Raw genomic sequence first — 26,521 nt, forward strand, 5'->3', positions numbered from 1 at the left:
GATTAAACGCGACACGCTCTAGAGGCCACTCACGCCGCGTCGCGGGTGTAGGATGTGACAATGCCGCCGAGCTGGCGGCGCGTACGGATCGGGCCATCACGGGCGGGACGAAAATCGACTTGCAGCACGTTGTTGCCAATGCCCCGCCCACGATGTGGACGCTCGGTATTGTAATGGCGCACCCAGGTTCGCAGGATGTAGTCGAGCTGCGAGCGACTGAAACAGACGAAGAAGTCCAGACATTCGCGCTTGATGGTGCCGATGAAGGATTCGGCGAAGGCATTGGCGTCTGGCGCCCTGTGCGGGATTTGGATGACTCTGGCGCCTTCCGATGCCCAGACAGTATCGAAGCTGGCGCTGAACTTGGTGTCGGCGTCTCGGATGAGGAAGCCCGGCTCAATCCCCTGCTTGGAGCACCACATAAGCGTGTTGCGAGCCTGTTGTGTCACCCATGCCGAGTCCGGGGCATGGGTCGGCGCGCTGCAATAGACGCGGCGACTGCCGAGGTGGATGAAGATCAGCACATAAGCGGTCAACGGTCCGCGGGCGGTGAGCACAGTCTTGGTGAAGAAGTCGCAGGCAACCATGCTCTCCATATGTGCCTGGACGAAGGTGGTCCATGGCAGGGCAGGCTTTTTTTTGTGCTTTTCAGGGCTCGGGTGGATGCCTGCCTCATTCAGGATGCGCTTCACCGAATTGGCACCAGCGTAAAGCCCCAGCTTTTTCAACTCCCCCGCGATCCGCTTGTAGCCCCAGAGGAGGTTTTCCGACCCGATGCGAATGACGACGTCGCGCAACTCCTGTGTCAAGCGCGGCCTGCCCACGGCCTTGAAGGTGCGTCCACTGCGCATCTGCACAAGCCAGCGCTTGTAGGTCGCGGGCTTTGCCATTTCAGCAGCCCGTCGATCTCATGCCCGAATTCCGCTCCGATGCGCAGCAGCTCGGCTTTCTCTTCCGGAGCCAGGATGATCCGCTGCGTTGGAATGCGGTTGCTCAGGATCTGGATTTGGGCCTTGAGCAGCCGCATCTGCGCGTTGTGGCGGGGCATGAAAAGCTGGGTCAGGAAGACGATAAGCAGGGAGATGGTCGAATTCATCTTGCAGGGCTCCAGCACGGCGCTTAAAAAATTGCCGGTATTTCAGCGTGATGGGCCTCGCTTACATTTTGGCACCCCGCTCAGGAAGAGCAAAAACGCTTGGGCCTGAATGTGGCCGCGGAAAATCATAACGTGGGATATGTTGGCGCCTTCGCGCGCGTTTCGCTGCCAGTCGCGTCTGAACCAGTTGACGATTCAAGCCACAAATCATGTCAATAAAAACAATACCTTAGATGGTGGAGAACGTCCGATTTCAGAACCATCCCATCCGCACAAAGCACACCACATTAAAAACTGACGTCGATACTAACAACATAGGGCTCGCACCAAGTGCCTTCATGCTGCTCTATGGAAATATTACAATTCGGAACCAATCTCCGAATAATTTCAGAAAGACGACGCGCGTACCGATCGTGAATCTTCGATCTCGTCGAGTAAAGGATTTGGACGCTCTGAGCTTTCGCCCCAATGCATCCGAGTATCGCACGTGTCAAGATCCAACCTGCCATTCTCCTATCGCTGGCCGCCCACTCAAGTAGAAGATATGTGCGAGCAGGACCCAGTATTCGATTGAGGCCAAAGAAGCTCTCGCACTTCGCTGCGCTGGAGGGAATCACTAATAGACCTGCGCCAGCTGTAAAGTCGCCAGTACAATCAACGCAGAAGAAAACACCGGTCCTAGACCGAATTTCTTCAAGTATCAACTGATAACCCGCAATTTGGGTCTCCGACATTGTCGCGCGGTTGCTATTTGCATACTTCAACAACGCCGCAAGTCTTCTCGCCGCCAACTTCTTTGTCGAAGACTCATCCTCTCTGTTGTCTGGAACATGAGGGTGATATTGTAGAATGGCGTGACGGTCGATGCTGAGAAGCGGAAAGGTATCAACCCAGGATGCGAATTGATCAAACGAAAGCTCTTGAGAGTTAAGCCATCTTCGTAGCGAGCTTGCCGATCCGCCGTTCATCAAACCATCCACGAAATGTATACATTGCCCCAAACCCCGAAATTCCGAAAGTACTTCCATCATGTACGATGACTTCAGTTGGCGCAATATACGCCTCCCCCGGCTGAAGAGTCATGGCGAAAAGTTGCAGTGGCTCCAACATTGACTTCCTCCTGATTGCCGAAGTGGGAGAAAAAGAACCAGTTTCGTCTGGCACTACGCCTACGCTTTCATCACGCAAAATATCCGCTGAATGGCGAGGGTCGAAAACAAACATTCTTGGTTGCATACCGATATTTACAACGCACCTATACTTCTCGCCCTCCCTACTCCGAATTGGCTGCATCCGAAACGTATCAACATGCAAACCGACGCGTGATCCGGTCTTTCTATTTACCGACGTAGTCACTTGGTTCGGACGATCTAACGTGGCTCCAGATGGAACGAGATCAGCACTTTCACCGAACACATCTGCGAAAAATGGAATGAGCAACTCTTTCGCCCAAGTGCCAATTTGGGCGTTCTGTTCAATCCCCGAAATCTTAGATGGCGAAAGAACATCCAGATCATAAAGGGCTTTGACGTAGGGTTCGAGATATGCCTTACAAGCCCAAAACGAACTCTTGGCTGCGGGGTTGGGATTAGACCTGAGCCAATCTTGACAAGGTACACTTGAATCAAAGGCAGGAACAATTGCACCACTATCAAAAGCTGGCTCCATGGGCGGGTACTGCTCCGCAGGCTGCGATCGACCAATATACCTAACACTCTTCATAAGGTCGCCAACCAAGTGTTCGGCACTTATAAGGCGCAGCGATCCAGGTCCGAAGTCAAAACTCCTTGTCATTACCCAAGCCCCTGAATGCGCCATTTACTAGAGAAACGCGAGATCTTCTACACCAATTGGTGAATGAATCATTGAAAATTCCATGCTCCGAAAATTTAGATGATGGTGTGCCCCCGCCGCAAAACTCAAAGATCTCACATTCGGCTTTACACTTCTGAATTCCGCGACGTATCTCTGCATCATCGCTCTGAAGGGCATCCGATTTGAATATATCCGTGAACTCGACTTCATTGATATTCCCGTAGATAAATCTGCTGCCGACAGAAGCAAGTTCGGGGGAGTATGTTGATATCGAACCGTTAGCAAGTACCGACAAGATTCTCCCGGGCCGATTCATCTGATTATCAAGGAGATATCTTCCCCCGACGTGCTCAACCTTCAAGAAATCGAAAATATTTCTAGCTTCCCTAAAGAATAACGGCGACTCATCTTCTCGAAGGGACTTGAAGAGCTCTTCGAAAAATAAGTCCAAAGACTCAACCGCAACTTCATCTAGTGAAGAATTCGGGTTCGCTCCATCCACTTCCTCCGGCGAGAATCCGACAACTTTGCATCCGAGGCCCTTGAAGAAGCTGTATAAGGTTCGTGGATGCTGTACATTAGTGCTAGAGACTACGCATATCGCGTTGAAGTTGATCTCATTTCGGCGTAGCAACTCTATGCCGCGCAGAGTATCTTTGAAGGTGCCGGAGCCATTTCGGCGGACGCGCTTCGCGTCGTGCAGCGCTTCGGGGCCGTCAACACTAACACCAATCCGAAAGTTATGCCTGCGGAATATGTCGCACCACTCTTGATCAATGAGCGTCGCGTTAGTCTGGACGAGCAGTAGAGGAGCGCCCGCGAAACTCTGTTTTACCAAAATTGCAACCTTCTCGAAAAGCTCCTTTGGTGCGGCAAGCGGTTCACCGGCATGCAACAGAACGCCGAAGTTCTTAGCTAGCAAGGGGTAGCGGCTGGCTGACTCGATTGCTCGAGTCATGACGGCGACCGGCATTAGATTCTGACGTTGACGATCTTTGCTGTCCAAGTAACAGTATTTGCAATCAATATTGCAAAAGCTACTCAACTGAAGCACAAGAAGCTCCAGCGGGTAAGTTGCGCCTGCGCTCATTTGGAGATTTAGTAAGTCTGGCACGCAGACCAGTCTGAAAAGGTCCCTTCCTTACAACCTCCACCACCATCCATTTCTGAAATCTTTTTCATTATTTCCGGGTCATTCTCAATGAGTGCTTTGAGTGAGGCCAGGCGCTCACTGAACACTTTGCTTTCCGTGCAATTGGCGTTAAGTTCCATTTCATGATGCGGCATCGTTCTTTTCCACTTTGAAGCACTGATGGATGGATCTGGAGTCGTTCGGCGGCTCTAATTTGCCAAACCCGGATGTTGCCAGCACCTGCATACGGCGCACTGCATTAAGGTAATCGATCAGAGGCTGGCAGTCAAGAATGCTGTCCCATGAAGTGGTGTGGCTTGCTCTGTTCGTCACCGTGATGTTCGGCACGTGCCTGCTTGAACAGGATGCCGCTGCGGGCAGGCTGATGATCGGATTATCGCCCATCGGCGCGATGGTTCCCAGCGTCATGTAGCGGGCGCGCCGGACGGCACATCGTCGTCCTGTTCGAGCAGCAACGCGCCGACGAGGCGGACGATGGCTTCGTCGTTCGGGAAGATGCCGACGACGTCGGGGCGGCGCTTGATCTCGCCGTTCCGCCGCTCGATCGGGTTCGTCGAGTGCAGCTTGGTGCGATGTTCCTTCGGAAAGGACATTTAGGCCAGCACGTCGTGTTCTGCGTCATCCATCAGCGTTGCCAGTTTCGGCAGTTTGGGCGTGATCTGATCGGCGACAGCGCGCCGCTGGGTGCTTTCGGCTTCGGCCGTGTCCTGAGCGAAGGCTGTGGTGATAAAGGCGGAGACCACGCGCCGCCCGCTCTTCCCGGCATGGGCAAGGGCGGTTCGCTGGAATTGGGCGCGACAGCGCTGCCAGGTGGCGCTGAGAACCTTCGCGACGGCAGCCTTGATGCCTTCATGGGCGTCCAGAATCACCAGCTTCACCCCGTGCAGTCCCCGGCGGGTCAGCTTACGCAGGAACTCGGTCCAGATCGGTTCGGCCTCGGAAGTGCCGATTTCCAGGCGCAGAACCTCGCGCCGCCCGTCCGTGTTCACCCCGATGGCGATGATGACGGCGACCGAGACGATCCACCCCCCTCGCCGCACCTTGAGGTAGGTGGCGTCGCTCCAGAGATAGGACCAATCGCCCTCGAGGGGCCGGTTCAGGAACGCCTTCACCTTGCCGGGCTCCGCCACGGCCCCCAAAAAACACTGTTCTGTAAGGGTGATGGGCCTCGCTTACATTTTGGCACCGCTCCCAGGGAAGGGCCAAAACGCCGAAATCGGCAAATTGCGTCATCATACGCGAATTGGGGGTGTGCCAGGGCCTCAGTGTCGTGACTGCACCCAATCGCAACGCTTCGAGCGCATTTCGCTGCCAGTCGCGATTGCGCCAAATGGCCATTCAAACTATTTAGAGAATTAATAAAAACAATAGCTTATGAGGAAGAGAAGGTTCGACGGCAGACCCATCCCCTCCGCCATTTACCCTCCGGTATCTCGTTGATTTTGTTGCGATTTACCCGGCACATTGTTCGTCAGGGTAGCGAGCGGGGTATCATTTGGTATCTGCCGGTTGTTCAGCGGTTGGCTGATGTAACTGTGACGCGCAATGAATATGTTCCAGATTTCTTTCGGTGTGTGGTGAAACTCGGCAGATCATCTTCTCTTTAAGACGCTGTATTTTCACAAGTTCCCACGCCTTCCCAGATGTTCCCACAAATTCCGCCAGCACCCTCGATCCGGGACATGTTCCTTGCGCGTTACACATGCGCCACAGATGGGTGCGCATTGGGCCGAACCGGCAAACCTGCCACTCGGGCCGATCTACTGCGAGATCGTAGGATGAGTCGTCTGTGTCGAATACATGTTTTGGCCAGTGAGTTCGCCGCCACCGACAGGGCCGGTATCACCACCGGGATGCAGACCCCACCGGTCAGCCGGATCGACATGGAGTTCAAGCCCGACGGCGTCGGGCCGTTCCAAGAACCGCTCTAGCAGCTCCACCTCTACCTCGCCGAAAGCGATATCATTGCGACGCACTGAAGCACCGGCGGCACCACAGCCTCGCAGGCTGTTAGCGAAATCCCGAATTAGCGAACTCTCTGCATGGTCTCGGGCAGAGTGAGTGGCCGCTACAGGCTGATGCCGCAGTTGCCTTGCCGCATCGCCGTCGGGCCGCTTCCCGCCCCTTGCGAAGGCGACTGCAGGATCGACATGTCCGGCCCAAAGCAGACATTCGGCTTTGCGACGATGCTTCGCGGCAACTGGTGCGTCTCGCTTTTTGTGGTCAAGCGCGTGCGTTTGCGCGGCGCAACAACTTGATGCATCGCAAGGACGCGCCGCCGCTCAATTGCTATCCTCAAACGAAAGCCTTTCTGTGCGCATTTGCTTCATGAGTGCGTAACGCGCAGGCAAATGTACCGAGGAGGCGTCATGAGCACCCCCAAGAGACCATCGCCCTCTGAACAACCTGACACACCGGGACCGGTGCAGATGCTCTGGCTGGTTGCTTTCGGTCTGCTCGCGTTGATGTTCCTTCTCACGCAGCAACCAGACGCGCCCGGCGCCACACAGACCGCATCCTACAGCGACGTCAAAATCCTGATCCGGCATGGTGATGTACGCGAGGTAACCTTGCAGGAAACGGCAATTATCGCCCTGCTGCACGAGCAAAGGGCCGATGGTGCCATTCGCATGCGGGCCATCACGCCCGCGCAGCCCGATCCGACGCTTTTGCCGCTTCTGGAAGAGATGGGTGTCACTGTCACGGCCGAAGCCCCCCGCGCGCCTTCGACCCTGATATGGTTCCTGCCGTGGATCCTGATCATCGCCTTCTATTTCTGGCTCAGTCGTCGGATGATGGGGGGGCTAGGTGGCGGATTGGGTGGGGGCGTGGGCGGCATGGGCGATTTCCTCAGCGGCCGCGCCTCGAAACCTGCCAAGCTGACCAGCAAGCTCACATTCGCCGATGTCGCAGGTCAGGACGAAGCCAAGCGGGAAGTCTCGGAGCTTGTCGAGTTTCTGCGCGATCCTGACCGTTTCCAGCGCGTGGGCGCAACTGTGCCGCATGGTGTGTTGCTGATGGGGCCGCCCGGGACCGGCAAGACGCTGCTGGCGCGCGCGCTGGCAGGCGAAGCAGATGTGCCGTTCTTCTCGACTTCGGGATCGGAGTTCGTCGAAATGTTCGTGGGTGTCGGCGCGGGGCGCGTGCGCAAGATGTTCGAAGCTGCCCGCAAGCATGCGCCTGCGATCATCTTCATCGACGAGTTGGACAGTATCGGGCGCACGCGTGGCACAGGTCTGGGCGGTGGCCATGATGAACGCGAACAGACGCTGAACCAGATACTGGCCGAACTCGACGGGTTCAGCGCGCGCGAGGCCGTGGTGGTGCTCGCTGCCACCAACCGGCCCGATGTGCTTGACCCGGCTTTGCTGCGTCCGGGAAGGTTTGATCGGCACGTAACCCTGTCGCTGCCCGACAAGGACGCGCGGCGCGCGATCCTTGAGGTGCATATCAAGGGGCTGCCCCTGCACCACGATGTCGATCTGGATCAGATCGCGGCGGGCACACCCGGCTTTTCCGGGGCCGATCTGAAAAACCTGCTGAACGAGGCCGCAATAACTGCCGCGCGCCGCCAGGCCGCTGACATCACTGCCGCCGATCTGGACGAGGCCCGCGACAAGGTGATGATGGGCACTGTGCGCACTTTGGCGATCCAGCCCGATGAACGCCACCGCCTGGCGGTCCACGAGGCGGGCCATACCGCAGCGGCTTATTACAACCCCGGCGGGGATCCGATCTACAAGGTCACGATCATCCCGCGCGGGCGCAGCCTTGGCAGCACGCATATGCTGCCTGCGCATGACCGCCATACTCTGTCCGAAGCCTATCTGCGCGCGCAACTGGTCACGCTGCTGGCGGGAAGGGCGGCGGAAAAGCTGCTGCTGGGCTCGGTCAGTTCCGGCGCGGATGATGATATCCGCCGCGCGACAGTGCTGGCGCGTTCGATGGTGGCGCGCTGGGGGATGGACCCGGAGATCGGCCCGGTCGACCTGCGCGACAGCGACGATCACCCGTTCCTCGGCCAACGGATCGCGCAACCGCGCAGCTACTCGGACGAAACCGCCACGCGGGTTGATCAGGCCGTGATGGTGCTGCTAAAAGATGCCGAAGCCAAGGCTGTGGCCTTGATTGAAGAGCATCGTGACCGGATCACCCGCCTCGTTGCGCGGCTGGAAGCCGAAGAAACCCTTGATCTTCCGGCCATTCGTCAATGTCTCGACCCGGACAGAAAGATCACGCCGCTTCCCAGGAGCAGGACATAAGCCATGCCCCCTCGTCGCCCCAAAACACCCGAAAGCATATTGGATCCGCCCGGCACGGCGCAACTGCCGGCGGTCACGCCGCCGAGCGCAGAACTGCGGAAGGTGCCGCTGACGCAGCCTCCCGCGCCGAGGCATCGGAATTTCGACCGTGCCGCGCGAGGCGCGATGGCACGGCTCTGCGGCGGCGTATCCGCCCATGCCTTTCTTGAGGCCTGGGGCGACTGGGCGCAGCATATGGCGCGCTCACCGGGCCGCCAGCTGGAACTGGTCGAACATGCGCAGCAAAACGCGCTGAGACTCACGGCGGGCCTGATCGATCCCGAAGCAAAAACACCCTTCGCACCCAAACCCTATGACCACCGTTTCACCCATCCTGACTGGCAGAAACACCCCTTTCGGATGTGGCAGCAGGGGTTTCTGGCGGTGCAGGACTGGTGGGATCACGCCACCGAACCCATGCGCGGCTTATGCCGCGAAGATACCGAGCGCGCGCGCTTTCTGACACGCCAGACTCTCGATCTGGTCTCGCCCTCCAATTTCCCCTGGCTGAACCCCGAAATCATCGCGGCCACGCGCGAGACGGCAGGCCGTAACCTGACCGAGGGAATGACCAGGTTTTCCCGCGACATGCTCAAGACACTCAGCGGCCATCGCGATCCGCCGCCAGAAGGGTATGAAATCGGCAAGGATCTGGCCTGCACTCCGGGGCAGGTGGTGTTTCGCAATGATCTGTTCGAACTGATCCAATATGCCCCGCAAACCGCGCAGGTCCGGGCGCAGCCCATCCTGATCGTGCCCGCATGGATCATGAAATACTACATTCTCGATCTGTCGCCGCATAACTCTCTGGTGCGCTATCTGGTCGCTCAGGGCTTGACCGTTTTCATGATTTCATGGTGCAACCCGACTGCCGATCAGGCGGAATTGTCGCTGGAAGATTACCGCAAGCGCGGTGTCATGACGGCGCTGGAAGCTGTCTGCGCCATCGTGCCCGAGGTACCGGTGCATGCGGTCGGCTATTGTCTGGGCGGCACGGTACTGGCGATCACCGCTGCGACCATGGCGCGCGACGGCGACCACCGGCTGGGCTCGGTCACGCTGATGGCGGCGCAGGTGGATTTCGTGGAAGCCGGCGAATTGCTGATGTTTCTGGATGAAAGTCAGATCGCCTTTCTGGAAGATCTGATGTGGGAGCAGGGCTATCTTGACCGCCCGCAGATGGCCCGCGCCTTTGCCGCGATCCGCTCTGAGGATCTGATCTATACCCGTAATATCCAGCGCTATTTTTTGGGCCGCGACGATCTGCCCAGCGATATAGGCGTCTGGAACGCCGATACCACACGCATGCCCGCGCGGATGCATTCGGAATATCTGCGCGCCCTGTTTCTGGAGAACCGGCTGACTGCCGGGCGTTTCGCGGTCGAGGGAAGGGTGATCGCGCTGAAGGATATCGCCGCGCCGCTGTTTGTTATCGGCACCGAAACCGACCATATCGCGCCATGGCGCTCGGTCTATAAAACGCAGCTTTTCACCGATTCCAATCTGACCTTCGTGCTGACCAAAGGCGGCCATAATGGTGGCATCCTCAGCGAGCCGGGCCATAAAGGGCGACATTACCGCCTGTCGCACCGGCCCAAAGGGGCACTCTACATGGGCCCCGATGCGTGGCTCGCGCAACATCCGCCGAAGCCCGGATCATGGTGGCCGGAATGGGCGGAATGGCTTGCGTCGCGAAGCGGCGATGTGGGGCCTGCGCCGCAGATGGGGGCGCCAGACAAGGGCTATCCGCCGCTGATGGCGGCGCCCGGAAGCTATGTCTTCCAGCCCTGACGCTGCCCCCGAGCGTCGTCAGGGCCTGGAGATATGCGACACGTCCAGTCCTGTGACCCCCGCCAGATCCGCCAGACTGTCATGCAGGATTTGCAGCATGTAGCGCGGGTTATGGACATAGCCGCCGGGGTCTTTCGCGGCCACCTGATAGTTGTAAGCAGCTTTCAGCAGTCGCGGCGTCCAGCTCTGGTAGCGGTTGTCGCGGGTGATCTGGTCGGGTGACAACTCGCCACTGCCGGAGGGATCGGCGAAGAAATAGGGAAAACTGTTGGCATAGGCGATCGGCGTGCCTGCGATCGCTGAAGCATAGGCCCGGATTGCATCCATCAACTGGCTCTTCAGGGCAACGATCTCACTGTGAATTCCCCCCGAGCGGTCGCCAGTCCCTGCGAAATCGCGGTGTTGGGTGCGGATGTCGCGCAACTCATCCACCCCGCGATGGCAGGCCAGACAGCCATCGGTCTCGACTGCAGTGCTGTGCGGCTCGTGGCAGGCAACGCAAGTATCCGCCCCCGGCACATGCATGAAGCGCCCGGCATAGCTGCGGCCCTCATATTGAAAGCCCGGCCGCACTTCCGAGCCCAGCATGGTCGCGGCAGAGGCCGCGTAGTGGATATTCACGAAGGCCAGATCGCCTGATACGTCATCCTCGGCCTTGCCTGCCACGCGGACTTCGACATGATCGCTGGACTGACGACCCTGATGGCAGACCATGCAAGTAGCCGAAGACCCAAGCCCTGCAACTTCCACCCCTGACGGGAAAGTGACGGCATCCAGCGCATGCGCCTCCGCCGTGTGGCAACTGGCGCAGCCGATCACGGTGTTGATAGTGCCGGGGTGGTCCACCTGACCGGCAGTATGGCCGCCTACACCCAGAAAATCCAGAAAACCGGTTTCCGAATGGCACATGGCACAGCTTTCGGGAACAGACCCCTGATCGTTCCAATAGGTGAAAGACAGCGCCTGATAATTCCCGTGCGGCGATTCCAGCCATGCTGCAATCAGCCGCTCCAACCCGTCCAACCCGTCTGCGCGGGCAGGTGCGGGGATGAAAAGTGCTGCAGCGAGAAGCAAGGCTAGATAATGCACTCCGTCCTCCTGTTCGAAATGTCACAGCAGCAAGGCTTGCATTGAAATTCCAGAAATGCCTTGATCTACATCATCGAAACAAAGTCCAACCTGAGACGACGCTGGCGAGACCCGGATCATGACAGACATGCCCAGCGCGCTGCGCCCGAGTGGCCCCGTTCTTGCCGGCCTCTATCTGTTGGCGGCGCTCTTTCCGCTGGTGCTGGCGCGGATGCAATCCGCAGCCCCGATGGACCGATGGGAATACGCTGCGGCCGCCATGGGCATCGTCGCGCTTTGGGGCATGGCCGTGCAATTTGTGACATCAGGCCGGTTCGGGGCCATTTCGGGTCGGCTCGGCATCGACAAGATCATGGCCTTTCACAAGCTCGCCGCTCTGTGGGTGTTGCTGGCGCTGGTACTGCATACTTTGATCTATGTTTTGCCAACATGGCTTGATGATCCAGACCTTGGCTGGATCAGGTTGCGGTTTTACCTGACGGACCCTGCCTATCGCAGCGGTGTCATCAGTCTGGGCGCAGTGACAGTCCTGATCGTGACATCCCTGCTGCTTGATCGGCTGCCATGGCCCTATGAGGCATGGCGCGGCACGCATCTGCTGCTTGGAATGATCGCAGCGCTGACGGGCTTGCATCATGCATCGGCAGTGGGCAGGTTCAGCGCCGACGGAGCATTGGCGTGGTTCTGGGCCTTGGTGGCTCTGGCCATACTGGGCGTGGTGACAGTGCTCTATGGCTGGCGCTGGTGGCTGTTGCATCGCAGGCCGTGGCGGCTGAAATCCGTCACCAAACGCGCAGATCGCATGTGGGAACTCGACATCCAGCCAGATCCCGGCACGCCCAGGATACCGTATCACGCCGGGCAATTTGTCTGGATGACCGAAGGCGGGCGCCGGTTTCCTCTATTTGACCATCCGTTTTCGATTGCCGACAGTCCAAAACGCGAAGGCCTGAGTCTGCTGATCAAGGAAGCGGGCGATTTTACCAGCCAGATCGGGAATTTGCCTGAGGGCCGTATCATCGGCATTGACGGGCCTTATGGCGAATTCACGCTGGAGGCACATGGTACTGATGCTGTCCTTCTGATCGGTGGCGGGGTCGGAATCGCACCGATCCTGGGCATCCTGCGCGATATGGTGGCGCGCGGAGACAAGCGCCCCGTGCGGCTGGCCTATGCGGTGGGCGCAGCTCACAATTTCGTCTGTCTCGACGAATTGCGTGCAGCCACTGAAACCCTCGATCTGCAGCTCTGGCTCTTGAGTGAAGACCCATCCGACACCGCCGACATGATCAGGGGAAGGCTGACGCAGGCGCATCTGTCCGAGATGGTGAATGGGCTGCCTCAAGACACGACCAAGGCTCTGATATGTGGGCCCGGGCCGATGGTGGTCGCTGTCTCGGATATGTTGCTGGACGTCGGCCTGCCGATGCGCAACGTCATCTATGAACGGTTCGACTATGCGGGTGGCGCCCGCTCGCGTCAGGATCGTATGCGCACAGCCCGGATGCTCGGCCTTGGCGCCATTTTCCTTGCCATCGTGAGCGGGTTTGCGCTGACAATGTAAGCCGGGGAACGTCATCACCAACGCAGTTCCACGCAGCCGAAGTGATGATTTGGTCGCGCGCGCAAGACCCTGTATCAACACTGTCGGCGATCATGGGCCTTTCTCCGTGCGCAACTGTGCCAGACCAGTTTCAAAACCGTTCTGGACTTGGCCACCGACAGTATTTGCGGTTTTGTAAGACAGGTTTTCAGATACGCCGCGTATCCTATGCCGCATACTCACAATCCGCTTCTCGCCCTCTTGCGGAAGCAGCATTTTGCTTGGCCAGCTCGACCTGTCCGGCCAAGGCTGTGTGGAAACTCCTGCGCCAAGAGGAATTTCCACACAGCCTAGATCCTTCGGTGCCGTTCAGGCTGTGACGACCCTCTGCTTTAGGTTTGATCGCTTTGGTAGCTCAAAAGGCATTGTGATGATGGCCAGGCAACCGATGACCAGCGCCACGCCGATCCAGCCAAGTGCCGGCAAACGCTCCCCCACGATGATGACGGCCAGCATTGCGGCGATAACAGGCTCAATCAGCGTGATCGTCGTTGCAATGCTCGCTTTCACACGGGCAAGCCCATACCCGAAGCACAGATAGCCCAGGAACACCGGCACTGCGGCCATATAGATCCCGACAGCCGCATTCGACCAGGAGGCGAGGAAGGGTCCACCAGTTGCAACAAGCACCGGCATAAGCAGCAGCCCGCCAAGGCCGAAGGTCACCCCCATTGCCACGGAAGACCGCACACCCTGAAGCATCATCCTGCGGGCTGTCCACGAATAGAGCGCGTAGGTCAGCCCTCCTACAAGCCCGAGGGCTATACCGAGAGGCACTGAGTCCCCCCCTACCACCTCGCCGTGAAAGGCATTTTCTGCCACACAGATGAGAACCATGCCGCTCAGGCCGACCAATGCCCCGATAGTCCACCGCATGCTCAGACGTGTTCGGTCAAATACATATTCTATGAGCGCCGACAGCAGGGGGGCCGAACCGATGGTAATGACCGTCCCGACCGTCACCCCTGCCAGCCGCATCGAGCCATAAAAGGCCAGTGGATAGACCGCCACCGCCATTGCTCCAATCACGAGCAGGTGACGATGGTCCCAGAGCGCGGCACGGGAGTGGCTTATGCCTCGAAGGGCGATCAAGGCTTGAGCGATCCCGCCAATCCCCATGGCTGCTGCGCCGATGGCGGCGGCACTCACGTCTGGCGCGAAGGTTGCGGCGGTTCCGGTCGTGCCCCAAATGACAGCAGCGAAGAGGATCGCGGCGATGCCCCCAGTATGTCCCAGTGTCATCTCAGAGCGCTTTCAGCATGTCGGCCACGATGGCCCGCGCCGTGACAATCCGTGCGCTGCTTCCCTCAAGTCCCGCCCGCGCCATGGCACCTTCCAGCAGAAAGGCTATGTGCGCTGCAAGCGAGGCCACCCGGCCCGCGTCATCTGGGACAAGTTCGGAAAGATGCCGGGCGAGGATGCTTTCCACCTGTTCCTTGTGCCGCCGGACCGCAACGCGGCCAACATCACCGGCCTCAAGCTCGGCTGCCGCATTCAAAAGCCCGCACCCGCGAAACCCACGTTCATAGGCAAATTCGGCGTGATCCTGATAGGCGTCGAACACCGCCAGAATGCCCTCCTTTGGATCGGCAGCCGTCGACACACGCGCATCGTAAAGCGCCAGCCATTCCGCATGGCGCGCCTCAAGATACTGGTTCACCAGATCCGCCTTTGAGGCGAAGTTGTTATAGAGGCTTTTCTTCGCCACCCCGGCACGTTCCACGATGGCATCGATGCCGGTTCCGCCGATTCCATGGTTGTAGAACAGGATCATCGCCGCTTGCATCAGGCGGTCATGTGCGCTGCTTTTCGCTACGGTATCTGGCATGGTCACGAATCTCCTCCAGGATAGGTAGGTCGGTATACCTACATTTCTGCGCGCAGCGCAAGCCTAATTTGCTCCTGCACAATATCGGCGTCTCAAATAGGGCATTTGGGTCAAGCTCTTTTCCTGTTGTTTTCACGCGTGGGATCGATGTCTCTCATCCGGATCACGTTTCTTTTCGCAGTCTGATCTGGCCAGGGCGCGCATCATCATGGCGTTGGCTGCCGCGTAAACACGGTGCGGACCTGAGGATCACCCGCCTTTGAGATCCGCCCGGGATTGTCCCTCTTGCCCGACGGCTATCGTCTTGGCGTCTGGCCGAAATGGGCGGACACCTGGCGAGCCGTGACGGATCAGGAGATCATGGAACGGCTCTCACACGCCGAGACCGGGATCGACAGGTATTTTCAGCTTCGTCGTCTTGCAGTCATCCTTCGTCAAGCCGCACCTGCCGCTCAATCGCATCTTCCAGATCTGAAGCGATCAGGCCGGTTGCTACGCCATGTTCGAAATGGGCCCGGAGCGCCGGCAGCGCCTTGGTCAGGCGCCCGAAATCCTCGGCCCCGACCACCAGCACCACAGAATCCTCGATCGCGCGGACCGTACCGGTTCGCAGACCTTCTCCGAGAAGGACGCGCTCGCCGAAATGGCCGCCCGGGCCGATGCGGCGCAGCGTCTCACTGCCATCGGCGTCGCGGAACCGGAGCTCGAAGGCTCCCTCGACGACGGCGTAGAACCCGTCGGCGCGGTTACCTTCCTCGAACACCCGGTCGCCGGCGCGGTAGCGGACGTAGCGGGTGCCGGGGCCCTGGCGCATGCCGGTCTGCACGGTACTGCGCCCGACCATCGAATCGAGCAGCCACTGGGCGGCGACGCGCATCCTGGTGGCGAAGCCGGGTACGAAGGACAGGTAGTAGCCGCGCCAAAGCAGCCAGGCCGGCAGGCCCGAGAGCCGAAGCCCATAGACCTCGGCAACGCCGCGACGCGCGCCGAGCGAGGTGAGCGCCCCCTTCGACTTGTAAACGAACGGTGCCCCAGGGCGGCCGTCGAGCGCCGCGGCGATGTTTTTCGCCAGCGTCCGCGCCTCGCGGACGGCGAACTGCGCCGTCGGCGGCGCATAGTGACTACGCTCGCTCGGCGTCTCGACCAGCGGGATCAGCGCCGCGTCGCCGAGCGCCCAGACGTTGTCGTGCCCCTCGACGCGCAAGGTGCGGTCTGCCCGCAGTCGGCCGCGCTCGTTCGGCAGCGCGAGCCTGGCGACGAGCGGCGACGGCGCGTTGCCGATGGTGGCGACCAGGGTCCGGGTCCCGATCAGCTCGCCGTCGGTGGTCTCGATCGCGGTGCCGGTCGCCTCCCGTATGCCGGTCCGGAGCCGGACCTCGATGCCGCGCTTCTCGAACGAGCGGCGGGTGTATTCGCCGAGGGAAGCCGGCAGCTCGCCAAGCAGTCGGTCGGCGAATTCGACAAGCAGCACGCGGACCTCACTCCGGTCGATGTTCGGGTAGAAGACCAGCGAGCGGTCGATCAGCTCCTTCATCTCGCCGGCGGTCTCGACACCCGAGAAGCCGCCGCCGATGACGGTGAAGGTCAGCAGTTCCTTCTTGACCTCCGGCAGGGCGGTGATGTCGGCGTGTTCGAGCTTGTCGATGACGGCATTGCGCAGGGTCAGCGCGTCGCTCAGCGTTTTCATGGTCAGGGCATGGGCAGCGAGGCCGGGAATGCGCGAAAGGTCGACCGTCTGGCCGAGCGCGAGCACGAGGTGGTCGTAGCTGACCTCGGTGTAGCGCCGCTGCAGCCCCTGGAAGATGGTGACGATCCTGCGCTCAAGATCGATGGCGTAGATCTGCGCTTGGCGCACCCGTACCCCCGGCAGGAGGCGCCGTAGCGGCGCCACCGCGTCGCGCACCGAGATGCTGCCCGCCGCCACCTCGGGCAGGAGCGGCTGGAAGGTGAAATAGTTCACCTCGTTGATCAGCTCAATCTCGGCGACGCGCCCGACACGCCGCTGCAATTCGCGCGCCGCGAACATGCCGGCGAAACCGCCGCCGAGCACGAGAATGCGTTTCCTGCTGCCAGTTCCCATGGTTCCCCCATCGGTTGTCGAAGCGTTGCGGTAAAGGGGCGTCCGGCGGGTCAATAGCCGCACTCCCTGTCGACGAGGTCGGCCACCGCCACCCCGGCCCGATCCGCGCGAATGCCGACGATCACATGGGCGGCGCCGACGATGTTGAGATTGATCAGTGTTCCGTGGCAGCCAAAGGTCATGTATTTCGGGCGGAAGGTCATGGCGTCAGTTTCCGTCGCCCGGAATGGCGGCGAGGCGGTGGGTCGTCATGTGGCGTCTCCCTCGATGCTGAGCGGCACGGCCTTGGATCTGCGTGCGATTGCCACACTCTGGCGGCATTGGCTCCGCAGATGTCGCCGTTCATGCCGGTGTTTCCGCAGGGGATTGCGCGGTCATGCGGCGCTTTGGCACGATTTGTCGCCGCATCTGTTGATTGCCACTGAGATTTGGCCCGCCGGGTCAGGTTTCAGCGACAATCAACACGACTGGCATCGCTAGTCGATCCTTCATCAACCAACGCATTCACACCTGCGGCTTTCAGGCTCAGCGCGGGATACTCACCGAGCGTCACCCAGCCGCGCGCCTTGCTCCCCTGTGCCCGGGCGATCTGCGCCTGAAACCTTTTTGCGCCATTGGGGAACCGGCGCAGATAAAGCCCGCCCCTGTCACTAAGCCGCTCCTTCTCCACGCCGAAACGGGCGGCTTCGATCTGTTTCACTGGGATTGGCATCGCAGCGCTCTCCTGTGCCACCGCGATGCAGAAAGGGTATCAAATGGCTATGGGTTGAACGAACACGCCCCGAGGCATTCTGCGCCCTCGTGGGAAATTTTATCGAACATTCCCAATGAGATGCCTGATCCCTCTGAAGCACTGTGAACCCTTCTGGTCCGTCGCCTCGCATTTCACCCCCATCCGCCACATTCCCCACTCGCACCGGGATCGGTTACCCGCCACACAGGGCGCAACGGGCAGGGAACTCACGGATCCTAGCGCGGAATTGACCCGGACACTTGCGCCCAGTTCGCCTGAACGATCATCGCGCCATTGCCGATCCGCGCCTGAGGCGCAAGGATCAGCACGCAGGTCGATGGCAGACCATCACGCGGAATCGTGGAAATCCGCAGACGCTCCAGCGTCAGATCGGCGGAAACCGAAGCATCCTGCACGACGCCCAGACCGACCCCCTGAGGATCAAAGGCAACGAAGCCATTATAGCTTGTACTGTTGCCATCCCGGCGACACCGCACCCGTTTTGCCGCCGCGAGTTGTGCCGCTGAAATTGCCTCCGTCCTGACACCGTCAATCACATCGCCAGGTCCAGGAGCAGGGCCGGGGCCAGGCCCAGGGCCAGGGCCAGGTGACGGCGTGCCGCCGCCTCCCAGGCTCACCTCAGCCTCCAGCAGCGACCCGTCCCCGACCCCCACCGAAGCGTTGAGACCCGACGAACCGCCGACCGATGCGTCAACGCCTGCAACACTGCCGCCGCCCGCCGTGACGCCCGCGCTGACCCCTGACTCTCCGCCAAGATTGGCATCGACACTAAGGCCACCGCCACTGCCACCAATGCCGACACTCACACCATTACTGCCACCAAGATTGAGGTTCAGCGCTGCGGCTGGAAATGCCATGGCAACACCAAGAGACAGCGCAACCGGAGCGACAGCGCGGGTAAGAGCGCCTTGTTTGCCAAAGATGAATACAGACCGCATGTTTGCTCCATTCCCGCCTTGACCGGCTTAATTGACTATAAGCTTACCAGAAACCCTATCGCCTTACCTCTGGTTGAACAACAACTTGTTATATCTTTCTGTGAATAAGTCTTGCTTTGTCTCACGGAATTCGGGTCGGCCGCCTGCGGCCCGCCACGCATACCGGTCATTCGCACTGCTCGGAAACAGTATTGGCGCAGTCCCTCATCGTCGGAAAACCCCGTCCCCGGCCTTTTTGCGACGATACCGGGCCGGCATGCACGCGCAGCGGCAGAAAATTCATGCCCTGCCATGCGCCGGGATAATTCTCGCAGGACGCGAAAACTACCCCTCCCGGACATCTGGACCCTGTCGCAGGGCCAGAATCCCAAAAGTCACCGGAACCGGACGCATAGTGGAAAAACCCTGGCAGCCATTGGCCCGCAGAGGCAGAAACCCCGTTCTCCGGTGATTTCCCTTCTATCGGCGTCAGACCACAGAATGCCGACCAGCCGATTACCGGCAAGCTGCGGATCATTTCTGCACGATCATGATATTTCCCTCCTGCCGCGCGACCGCGCATCGGCCGAATGCCTGATCCCGGCAGGTATATGCTCACGCACCGGCAAAGCATGACATGCCGAAGCCGAAGGCGCGCCGCCTGTTCCCGCAGAAACTGCGCGACAGGTCACATTTATCCCGTGCGATCCTTCCGCGCGATGCCAAGCAGGAAATAACCCGTCATCCCCAGCCCGACCACAAAATAGGTGACGATACCAACGATCACACTCTCATTCAGGATACCAAGCGCCAAAGCGAGAACACTCGCAAGGGCCGCTGCAGCAATCAGCACCGCGATAAGCGGTGCTGATGCCTGCGGAGATCCGGCATCCATGGAACGCTCTTCCGACCTGTAGGGCAGATGCAGCTCATGCGTCGCCTGAAGACTCTCAACTGTATTCTGCATTATTATTCGCTCCTGATATTATCTACAGATCAGACAGGTACGAAGACCCTCCCCACAGGCTGGATCCCGGCTCATTCAAGTAACCCGCGACACCCCGGAACCGCACAATGCGGCTCCGGGGCATGCGCGGCATCGTCAGCGCAGCTGCTGCGTTACCCGGCTAGTTGCGATGGGAAGCACCACAACGCCGCTCGACGGCGAGACAGCGATCTGACTGACGTCGGCACAGGCCCGCCCTCCCGACAGGTGATCGGCCACCTGAAACCGGACACGGATAATCCGATTCTGATCATCAACCCAGGCATCGTGCACATACCCCATAAACCCGCCGGAACTGTCTTGTACCGGCATTCCGTTATAGGCCTGCATATTGCCATCCGAGGCACAACGTGCCCGCCCTGGGATCTGGCTGACAGCCGCCAGCGGCGGAATTCCCGGCGGGGTTACAGTCGACCCATTGCCGCCATTGCCGCCGCCATTGCCACCGTTACCGCCATTGCCACCATTACCGCCATTGCCACCATTGCCACCATTGCCACCGTTACCGCCGTTGCCACCGTTGCCGCCGTTACCGCCGTTGCCACCGTTACCGCCGTTGCCACCACCATTACCGCCGCCGCCAACGCCAACCCCGACAAGGCCACCGGAACCGGAACCACCGACACCAACGCCGATCGCGCCGCCCGTGCCCGAACCACCGACACCAACGCCAGCAACGCCGCCCGTGCCCGAACCACCAACGCCAACACCCGCGACGCCGCCCGTGCCCGAGCCACCAACGCCAACACCCCCGACGCTGCCCGTCCCGGAACCACCGACACCAACGCCTGCCGCGCCACCCGTGCCCGAGCCACCGACACCCACGCCAGCAACGTCGCCAGACCCGGAACCACCGACACCGACACCGGCGACACTACCACTTCCCGATCCGCCGATGCCGATCGAGACGGCGGCATCGCCCGCATCCTGACCGATCCCCACCGAAACAGCGCCACCCAGATTCACCCCCAGCCCCCCGGCGAATGCCGGGTCAGCGAGAGGAAGAAAATACAATAGCGCCGCAGCAGCCACCGATGTGCTCATGCGTGCGCCACACGCAATATTATGATTTTTCTGCATTAGAAGTCTCCGTTTGCTACAGGTTCTCAAGGGCGCTACAACTGCCCCTAGGGTGTGGAAGACGCCGGAGCCCTCGCCTGATGAGGGGCCGGGCAGACAGAAGGTGCTGATGGGCACTTCCTAGATCGCCATCCGTCGCCACCAGCGACCGTCACCGGTCACCTTCGCGTCTCCACCCGGCGATCATCTCACCTGCAGCAGGCCGGGCGATATCGTTCCTTGGATGCAGTAGTACCAAGGTATGACGGGGTATTTCGCGTCTTCGCGAGCATTCGTGAACTGCTGCGCCACAGAATTTCTTCGCAAATAAATATATTTAAAAACAACGATGTAAGAAGAATTTCTGAAAAGCCGCTCCGAATCTCCCGGTTTTTCGGGATCAGAGGTTGGTCGTAAAGCGGGCTTTTCGTCCCTTCCGGCAATGTGGCCGGGCCGATCCGGCCTGTAATGTCAGCGCAGAGGTCCGCTTCATTCGTGGCTTCGCGAGTTGCCAGGCTGTATCGTGTCTTACAGGTTCCGCGCAACAGCTTGGCAGCGAGCGAGCGTGGCTGAAGCGCGTCACTTCTGACTCTCTGCATACTTAACGGATTCACAGCGCAGCGTCACAGGATGCTTCAGGGGAGAACGGCAATGCCAGGACGATTGCTCGCAGCGCATAGCGCCTCATCCTCGCATCTCGGGCATGACAACCCACAGGCTGCGGGTATCGGCATTCTTTCAGAATACGAGGTGCATCATGCAGCCGAAGCTTGAACTGGTCTATGACGCAAACCAGCCGATCCTGAGACCCCCCCTGCCCCCGCGCAGCGTAAGCGTATCGGCGCGCGCGGCCCGGCTTGCCGCAGCCGATCTGGATATCGACAGGCTGGAGATGAAAGTCACCGAGCGGCTACCCTCCGGCATATTCCAGAGCGCCCGCGTCCTGCTGGTCGGCTTTTCCTCGGTGCATCTTGCCGATATCCGCTCGAAACTGCGTGTCCTGAACGTGGCAGCGACGGCTGCGGCCATGGATGTCCGGCAGTTGCAGGACGCTTTGGACATGGGCCGCGGCTTTACCCATATCTTCGTCAATCTCGACGCATTCGAGGATGTGGCCTCCGGCGTCGATGCGCTCATGTCCTGCCGACCCAACGTGCCCGACCGGATCATTGTGGCCTGTTCCGAAATGGTCGGCGGGGATGACTTTGGCAGCGAACGTTCCATGATCTGCGATGCGACGCTCAAGCTTCCCATCTCGACCCCAAGGCTGGCCAATGGCCTTCTGACCGCGCAGATGAACCATTCCGCCGCGCGCAAGACCGTCTGTGAGTTTGGCCGCCGCACCTAAAGCAATTTCAGAAAAAGTTGACAGACTTTTTCGGTTCGAAATTGCGACAAAACAAGAGGTTAAAGCGTTTCGGCGACTCAAGAAAAAGCCGAAACGCTTTAGGCTTGCAGCCTGCCCTGTCGGCCCATCTCAGGCGACATCGCCCCGGAGCCATGCCGCCCTGACGGACGGGCCTCCGGGCTGCAACGCCCCCATCGGCAACTGCTCCCCAGCTTGCACCAACAGGTGATCCGGCGCGCGCGCCTGCCTGCCATGCGCGGCCAGCACGCGGACCTGCCCTGCATTCGCCCCCCCCACGATCCCCCGATTTTGAGGCCACCGGACAGGTGACGCGACGACAGCCGGACTGCATGCGCGACGGATTGCCACGCACAGCTCCTGCAACATGCCCGTTTTCGCCAATAATTCCAGCTTTTGTCGTATTTGGACTAGGAGAAGAGTCGCATTTGAACCGGACGAAAAATTCAATCACGGGGCTATCGTTATTGTAGAAAAATGGACTATCCTCTATTCATGAGCCTTGAAGACAAATGAGCCACATCATGATACTGCAGCGCCTCAGGCTGTTCACGGAAGCGATTGCGCTGGCCTTGGTCGCATCTGTCATCATTTTACCCGGCCCTGCTGTTGCACAAACACGTCATACGACCGATATTGTCATGCTGGCGGCAGATCACCCGGAAACGCGCTATCTCGATGTGATCCTGGCCCTGCGCAATCAAGGCTACAGAATTCTCTCCGTCCGCGAAACGTTTTTGCGCCGCGTTCTGATCCGTGTCGAGAACCCTGTTCACCTTCGTGAAATTGTCGTGAGTCGCGCGTCTGGCAGTATTTTGCGGGATATCATCGTTGAAGAATATACCAGCGTGCGCCGCTGGACCGATGAGGCGCCGCCTCCGGACATCAATATTCTCGACATTGATCCCGGTTTGTTCGCAAATTAAAACGTGTAGCGGGTTTCCTTCAACACTCGAAACAACCGTGAATGGCAAATCATGCAGTCTTCATTATGAATCCACGGAAGAAGAGCGTCTTCGCTCTGCTCTTGATCGCGCTCGTAATACAATGCGCCGGCGCTGCTTTCTTCATCCTGAAGATGCTCTCCGACGTTCTGTTTTACCCGTTTCCATTCGTCCCGTGGGAGATGATGGAATTGCTCGAAATGGTGGCAAGCTTCGGATTGCTGATGGGCGCCGGAACCAGCCTATTGCTGATGATATTCTCTGCGCGCCGGATTGACCGGCTTTCTGACCAGATTGGCGCGTTAAGCGGAAAGTTTCAGGAATATATCGAGCGCCAGTTCCAGGAATGGAACCTCACGCCCACGGAACGAAGCGTCGCGCTTCTGGTGATCAAGGGGTTCAGCAATGCAGAAATCGCGCAATTGCGCGGCACGAAAGAGTCCACAATCAAGTCGCAACTGACCTCAATATATTTCAAGACCGGCCTGTCGAGTCGTCAGCAACTGACAACATATTTTATCGAGGATCTTATATCCACGCTGGAAGCTTGTCCCGAAAAAGCTCTGGAACGGGCATCCGAGGATGCGGGCCGGAAGCAGGTTCAGGGATAATGCCGGGCAAACCGGCTCGGGCCGCGCGCAAGGCTCCGGGCGGGGGCCTCTGTCAGCGCCCGGCCTCTGCCCAATAGCCCGCGAAAACCTCCTCCAGCGCCGGTTCGCGCGGGGCAACCGGGCGCACGACCCTGGCGCGTTGCAGGAAATGGCGCCAATGCAGATTGTCGTCGATGGAATTTCCGCCCCAACTGGCGCAGCCCATCGACAACGAGAACGGCAGCCCGTTCTCGAACGATCCCCCGGTAGCGAAACAATGCGCCTGATTGACGATCACCCGACAGCTCGGCATGGAAAACCCCAGTTGCACCGGCCGCACCGGATCGCGCGTATGCAGCCCCAGCGAATGTCCCGCCCCCTGATGCAGCAGCACCGCTCGGGTGATCTCGACCGCATGACCATAGTCCCGCGCGCGATACAATGCCACAACCCGGCTCAGCTTCTCGCCCGACAGCGGATGATCCGGCCCGATGCCCTCCGTCTCGACAACAACAAAGCGCGTGTCCTGCGGCACCCGGCCCGTCAGCCCCAGCCTGTCGATCAGCACATCCGCATCCCGCGCGATGACCTCGCGGTTCAGATGCCCCCCCTGCCAGAGCCGCGCCACCACCCCCTCGGCCTGATCCTGGGGCACCAGCGCGCCGCCTTCCGCCGCCAATGCCGCGACAAAATCCGCATAGATACTGTCCACCACGACCAGCGCATTCTCGGATGAGCACGAGGTCGCATTGTCAAAGCATTTCGACATCGCGATCTTGCGCGCGGCGTCTCTCAGATCGGCGGTTTCATCCACGATCACAGTGACATTGCCCGCCCCCACCCCGATCGCAGGCGTCCCGCTCGAATAGGCGCGGCGCACATTGTCCTGACTGCCCGTCACCACCGCCAGATCGACCAGTTCCAGCAAGCCCTGTGTCGCCGCCTTGCTGCCCGGTGGCGGGATCATCTGCACCAGCGCCTTGTCCTCGCCGATCTTGTCAAATTCCGCATGGATGAACCCCAGCAGCATCTCGCAACAGGCCACCCCCTTGGGCGAGGGCGACAGGATGATCGCATTGCCGCATTTCAGCGCATTGATCACATTATTCGCAGGCGTCGCCGCCGGGTTGGTCGAGGGCACAACCGCTCCGATCACCCCCAGCGGGCGCGCGATTTCCGTGACCCCGGTCGCAGGATCATCCGAGAGAATACCGTAGGTCTGCACCCCCGCGATATCGCGCATCAGCCCAAGTGTCTTGCGGTGGTTCTTGGTGATCTTGTCCGCGACATTGCCCAGCCCGGTGCTGCGCACCGCAAGCTCCGCCAGCGCCGCATTGCGTCCCGGCTCCATGATCGCCCAGGCCGCTGCCTGCGCCGCCCGGTCATAGCGCGCCTGACTGCCCGCCGCCTCAAACGCGGCCTGCGCCTGCCTTGCGCGCAAGACCAGCGCCTCCACCGCATCGCTGTCTCGCGGCAGCATCATCGCATCGCTCCGTATCGGCCAGTTTACAAACCCAACCCTATGTGATGAAAACAGCATTGCAAATGTTTTCATTTTTCGCCGCCGGATGACAAAATAATGCCAGGAAAACAGACATATAAGGCAGATATCGTCACTGTGGCGCAGGTCGCGGGTGTCTCGCCCGCAACCGTATCGCGGACGATGAATCACCCCGATCTTGTCAGCCCCGCCACGCGCAAAAAGATCGAAAAGGCCATTCGCAAGACCGGCTATATCCGCAACCGCGCGGCACAGGCGATGTATGGCCGCCGCAGCGCCACGCTCGGTCTGGTAGTCCCGACCGTCAATCACTCGATCTTTGCCGAACTGGTGCAATCCTTCAACGATGCAGTGGCCGAGCATGGCTTCACCCTGCTTCTCGCGACCCATAACTATGACCTGCAGACCGAATACCGCGTCATCCGTAAATTGCTGGAACATCGCGTCGATGGCATCGGCCTGATCGGGCTGGATCATGCCGAGGATATCTATCGCCTGTTCAAATCCCAGAATGTGCCGGTCATCGCTGTCTGGAGCTATTCCGAAACTGCGCGCATCCCCTCGATCGGCGCGGATAACCACGAGGCCGGAATGCTTGCCGCAGAGCATATCCTGTCGCTTGGCCATCGCCGGATCGGCTTCATCTTCCCGCCCATGGCCGAGAATGACCGCGCCCGCGCCCGGTTCAATGCGGCCCGCGCGCTGCTGCATCAGGCAGGCATCCCCTGCCCCGAGGATCACACCGCCCACTCCCTCTACAGCATCGCCCAGGCGAAACAGGCCTGTCGCGACCTGCTCGCCCGCAATCTGTCGCTGACCGCGCTGATCTGCGGCAATGACGTGATCGCACAGGGCGCCAGTGCCGCCGCGCAGGAACTGGGGCTGCGCATCCCGCAGGATATCTCGATCATCGGTATCGGTGATTTCGCGGGCAGCGGCGACAGCTACCCCGCCCTCACCACCGTGCGCATCCCGGCGCAGGAAATCGGCGCGATGGCGGGGGAGAAGCTGGTCGAGCGCATCGCCGCCCCAGAGAGCGCGCAGATCCCCCATTCCCGCTTTCCGGTCAGCCTGAAACAGCGCGCAACCACCGCCCCGCCGCGCTGATCTTGCGCTCCTCCGCCCGCTCCACTACCCCGGCGCGGCGATGCGGCCCTGCCTCACGCCAACCCGCCAGAAAGGACTGCCCCGCCCGTGCTCGCCCTGACCGGATTGTTCTTCGCAGCCTTCATCGCCGCGACCCTGCTGCCCGCGCAATCCGAGGCCGTGCTCGCAGCCCTGGTCCTTGCCGGGCAACACCCGGTCTGGCTGCTGGTCACTGTGGCCAGCATCGGCAATGTGCTCGGCTCGGTGGTCAACTGGGTCATGGGCCGCTTCCTGATGGCCTATTCGGCGCATCCGCGCTTCCCCTTCACGCCCGCGCAGATCTCCCGCGCGCAGGACTGGTATGGCCGCAGGGGCTGGGTCAGCCTGTTCGGAAGCTGGCTGCCCGTGATCGGCGACCCGCTGACACTGGCGGCGGGCATCATGCGCGAACCGCTCTGGCGCTTCCTGCTGGTGGTGACAGCGGCCAAGGCCGGGCGCTATATCGTGCTGGTCATGGCGCTGCAGGCCGCTCTCTGACCGCG

At 60.1% G+C, this 26,521-nt stretch carries 22 protein-coding genes and 1 pseudogene; 9 read left to right on the plus strand and 14 right to left on the minus strand.

The features are described from left to right. Window positions 1-29: 29 nt before the first annotated feature. The 5 genes and pseudogenes from BG457_RS02615 to BG457_RS20400 all read right to left on the minus strand — a co-directional run. Window positions 30-890: an integrase core domain-containing protein gene (locus BG457_RS02615; protein ID WP_245770912.1), complete on the minus strand. Its 861-nt coding sequence runs from the start codon at window positions 888-890 to the stop codon at window positions 30-32. Further along, on the minus strand, window positions 806-1,096 hold the full coding sequence (locus BG457_RS20395) for a hypothetical protein (protein ID WP_217649483.1): 291 nt from the start codon (window positions 1,094-1,096) through the stop codon (window positions 806-808). The genes BG457_RS02615 and BG457_RS20395 overlap by 85 nt, the downstream gene beginning before the upstream one ends. Window positions 1,097-2,023: 927 nt before the next feature. Then, complete coding sequence (locus tag BG457_RS19790) at window positions 2,024-2,764, minus strand: hypothetical protein (protein ID WP_139257518.1); 741 nt, start codon at window positions 2,762-2,764, stop codon at window positions 2,024-2,026. A gap of 109 nt (window positions 2,765-2,873) precedes the next feature. Further along, window positions 2,874-4,001, minus strand: coding sequence for a radical SAM protein (locus BG457_RS02625; RefSeq protein WP_071795468.1), 1,128 nt, complete (start codon window positions 3,999-4,001; stop codon window positions 2,874-2,876). Window positions 4,002-4,406: 405 nt separating this feature from the next. Next, window positions 4,407-5,179: pseudogene (locus BG457_RS20400) on the minus strand (IS256 family transposase); the annotation flags it as partial. A 1,254-nt stretch (window positions 5,180-6,433) separates the two neighbouring features. On the opposite strand from BG457_RS20400, the gene ftsH reads away from it, so the two are divergent. Together ftsH and BG457_RS02645 are read left to right on the plus strand one after the other, a co-directional pair. Then, window positions 6,434-8,326, plus strand: a complete 1,893-nt coding sequence (gene ftsH / locus BG457_RS02640; protein ID WP_071795470.1) for an ATP-dependent zinc metalloprotease FtsH — start codon at window positions 6,434-6,436, stop codon at window positions 8,324-8,326. Window positions 8,327-8,329: 3 nt separating this feature from the next. Beyond that, window positions 8,330-10,156: a PHA/PHB synthase family protein gene (locus tag BG457_RS02645; protein ID WP_071795471.1), complete on the plus strand. Its 1,827-nt coding sequence runs from the start codon at window positions 8,330-8,332 to the stop codon at window positions 10,154-10,156. A gap of 18 nt (window positions 10,157-10,174) precedes the next feature. On the opposite strand, the gene BG457_RS02650 is transcribed toward BG457_RS02645, so the two are convergent. Beyond that, a complete protein-coding gene (locus tag BG457_RS02650) occupies window positions 10,175-11,245 on the minus strand; it encodes a polyheme membrane-associated cytochrome C (protein ID WP_071795472.1) in 1,071 nt (356 codons plus the stop codon). Window positions 11,246-11,363: 118 nt separating this feature from the next. On the opposite strand from BG457_RS02650, the gene BG457_RS02655 reads away from it, so the two are divergent. After that, window positions 11,364-12,809: a ferredoxin reductase family protein gene (locus BG457_RS02655; protein ID WP_084657437.1), complete on the plus strand. Its 1,446-nt coding sequence runs from the start codon at window positions 11,364-11,366 to the stop codon at window positions 12,807-12,809. 348 nt (window positions 12,810-13,157) lie between these two features. On the opposite strand, the gene BG457_RS02660 is transcribed toward BG457_RS02655, so the two are convergent. From BG457_RS02660 to BG457_RS02685, 7 genes are all read right to left on the minus strand, one after another. Further along, complete coding sequence (locus tag BG457_RS02660; RefSeq protein WP_071795474.1) at window positions 13,158-14,090, minus strand: DMT family transporter; 933 nt, start codon at window positions 14,088-14,090, stop codon at window positions 13,158-13,160. Window position 14,091: 1 nt separating this feature from the next. Beyond that, a complete protein-coding gene (locus tag BG457_RS02665) occupies window positions 14,092-14,676 on the minus strand; it encodes a TetR/AcrR family transcriptional regulator (protein ID WP_071795475.1) in 585 nt (194 codons plus the stop codon). Between the two features lie 424 nt (window positions 14,677-15,100). After that, a complete protein-coding gene (locus BG457_RS02670) occupies window positions 15,101-16,756 on the minus strand; it encodes an FAD-dependent oxidoreductase (RefSeq protein ID WP_071795476.1) in 1,656 nt (551 codons plus the stop codon). A gap of 50 nt (window positions 16,757-16,806) precedes the next feature. Continuing rightward, entirely contained in the window at window positions 16,807-16,959 is a 153-nt protein-coding gene (locus tag BG457_RS20120; protein ID WP_175546713.1) for a hypothetical protein, read from the minus strand. A 245-nt stretch (window positions 16,960-17,204) separates the two neighbouring features. After that, window positions 17,205-17,456 carry an Arm DNA-binding domain-containing protein gene (locus tag BG457_RS02675; RefSeq protein ID WP_175546714.1) on the minus strand — a complete coding sequence of 84 codons (252 nt, stop codon included), beginning with the start codon at window positions 17,454-17,456 and terminating at the stop codon, window positions 17,205-17,207. A gap of 269 nt (window positions 17,457-17,725) precedes the next feature. Beyond that, window positions 17,726-18,448, minus strand: a complete 723-nt coding sequence (locus BG457_RS19795) for a hypothetical protein (protein ID WP_139257519.1) — start codon at window positions 18,446-18,448, stop codon at window positions 17,726-17,728. Between the two features lie 673 nt (window positions 18,449-19,121). After that, a complete protein-coding gene (locus BG457_RS02685; protein ID WP_071795479.1) occupies window positions 19,122-19,394 on the minus strand; it encodes a hypothetical protein in 273 nt (90 codons plus the stop codon). 246 nt (window positions 19,395-19,640) lie between these two features. Here BG457_RS02685 and BG457_RS02690 point away from each other — a divergent pair, with 246 nt between their 5' ends. The 4 genes from BG457_RS02690 (at window position 19,641) to BG457_RS02710 (ending at window position 23,413) form a co-directional block, all read left to right on the plus strand. Next, window positions 19,641-20,450 carry a hypothetical protein gene (locus BG457_RS02690; protein ID WP_071795480.1) on the plus strand — a complete coding sequence of 270 codons (810 nt, stop codon included), beginning with the start codon at window positions 19,641-19,643 and terminating at the stop codon, window positions 20,448-20,450. A 799-nt stretch (window positions 20,451-21,249) separates the two neighbouring features. After that, entirely contained in the window at window positions 21,250-21,840 is a 591-nt protein-coding gene (locus tag BG457_RS02695; RefSeq protein ID WP_071795481.1) for a hypothetical protein, read from the plus strand. A 542-nt stretch (window positions 21,841-22,382) separates the two neighbouring features. Beyond that, complete coding sequence (locus BG457_RS02705; protein ID WP_139257520.1) at window positions 22,383-22,784, plus strand: hypothetical protein; 402 nt, start codon at window positions 22,383-22,385, stop codon at window positions 22,782-22,784. Between the two features lie 41 nt (window positions 22,785-22,825). After that, entirely contained in the window at window positions 22,826-23,413 is a 588-nt protein-coding gene (locus tag BG457_RS02710) for a helix-turn-helix transcriptional regulator (protein WP_084657439.1), read from the plus strand. Between the two features lie 52 nt (window positions 23,414-23,465). Here BG457_RS02710 and sauS read toward each other — a convergent pair whose 3' ends face one another. After that, entirely contained in the window at window positions 23,466-24,875 is a 1,410-nt protein-coding gene (sauS, locus tag BG457_RS02715) for an acylating sulfoacetaldehyde dehydrogenase (protein ID WP_071795484.1), read from the minus strand. Window positions 24,876-24,971: 96 nt separating this feature from the next. Here sauS and BG457_RS02720 point away from each other — a divergent pair, with 96 nt between their 5' ends. Together BG457_RS02720 and BG457_RS02725 are read left to right on the plus strand one after the other, a co-directional pair. Further along, complete coding sequence (locus BG457_RS02720) at window positions 24,972-26,000, plus strand: LacI family DNA-binding transcriptional regulator (protein WP_071795485.1); 1,029 nt, start codon at window positions 24,972-24,974, stop codon at window positions 25,998-26,000. Between the two features lie 87 nt (window positions 26,001-26,087). Beyond that, the gene (locus tag BG457_RS02725) at window positions 26,088-26,516 is read left to right on the plus strand and encodes a YqaA family protein (protein WP_071795486.1); all 429 of its coding nucleotides are present in this window, start codon (window positions 26,088-26,090) and stop codon (window positions 26,514-26,516) included. Window positions 26,517-26,521: the final 5 nt, after the last annotated feature.

This window comes from Natronohydrobacter thiooxidans (assembly GCF_001884735.1).
Taxonomy (GTDB): domain Bacteria; phylum Pseudomonadota; class Alphaproteobacteria; order Rhodobacterales; family Rhodobacteraceae; genus Roseinatronobacter; species Roseinatronobacter thiooxidans_A.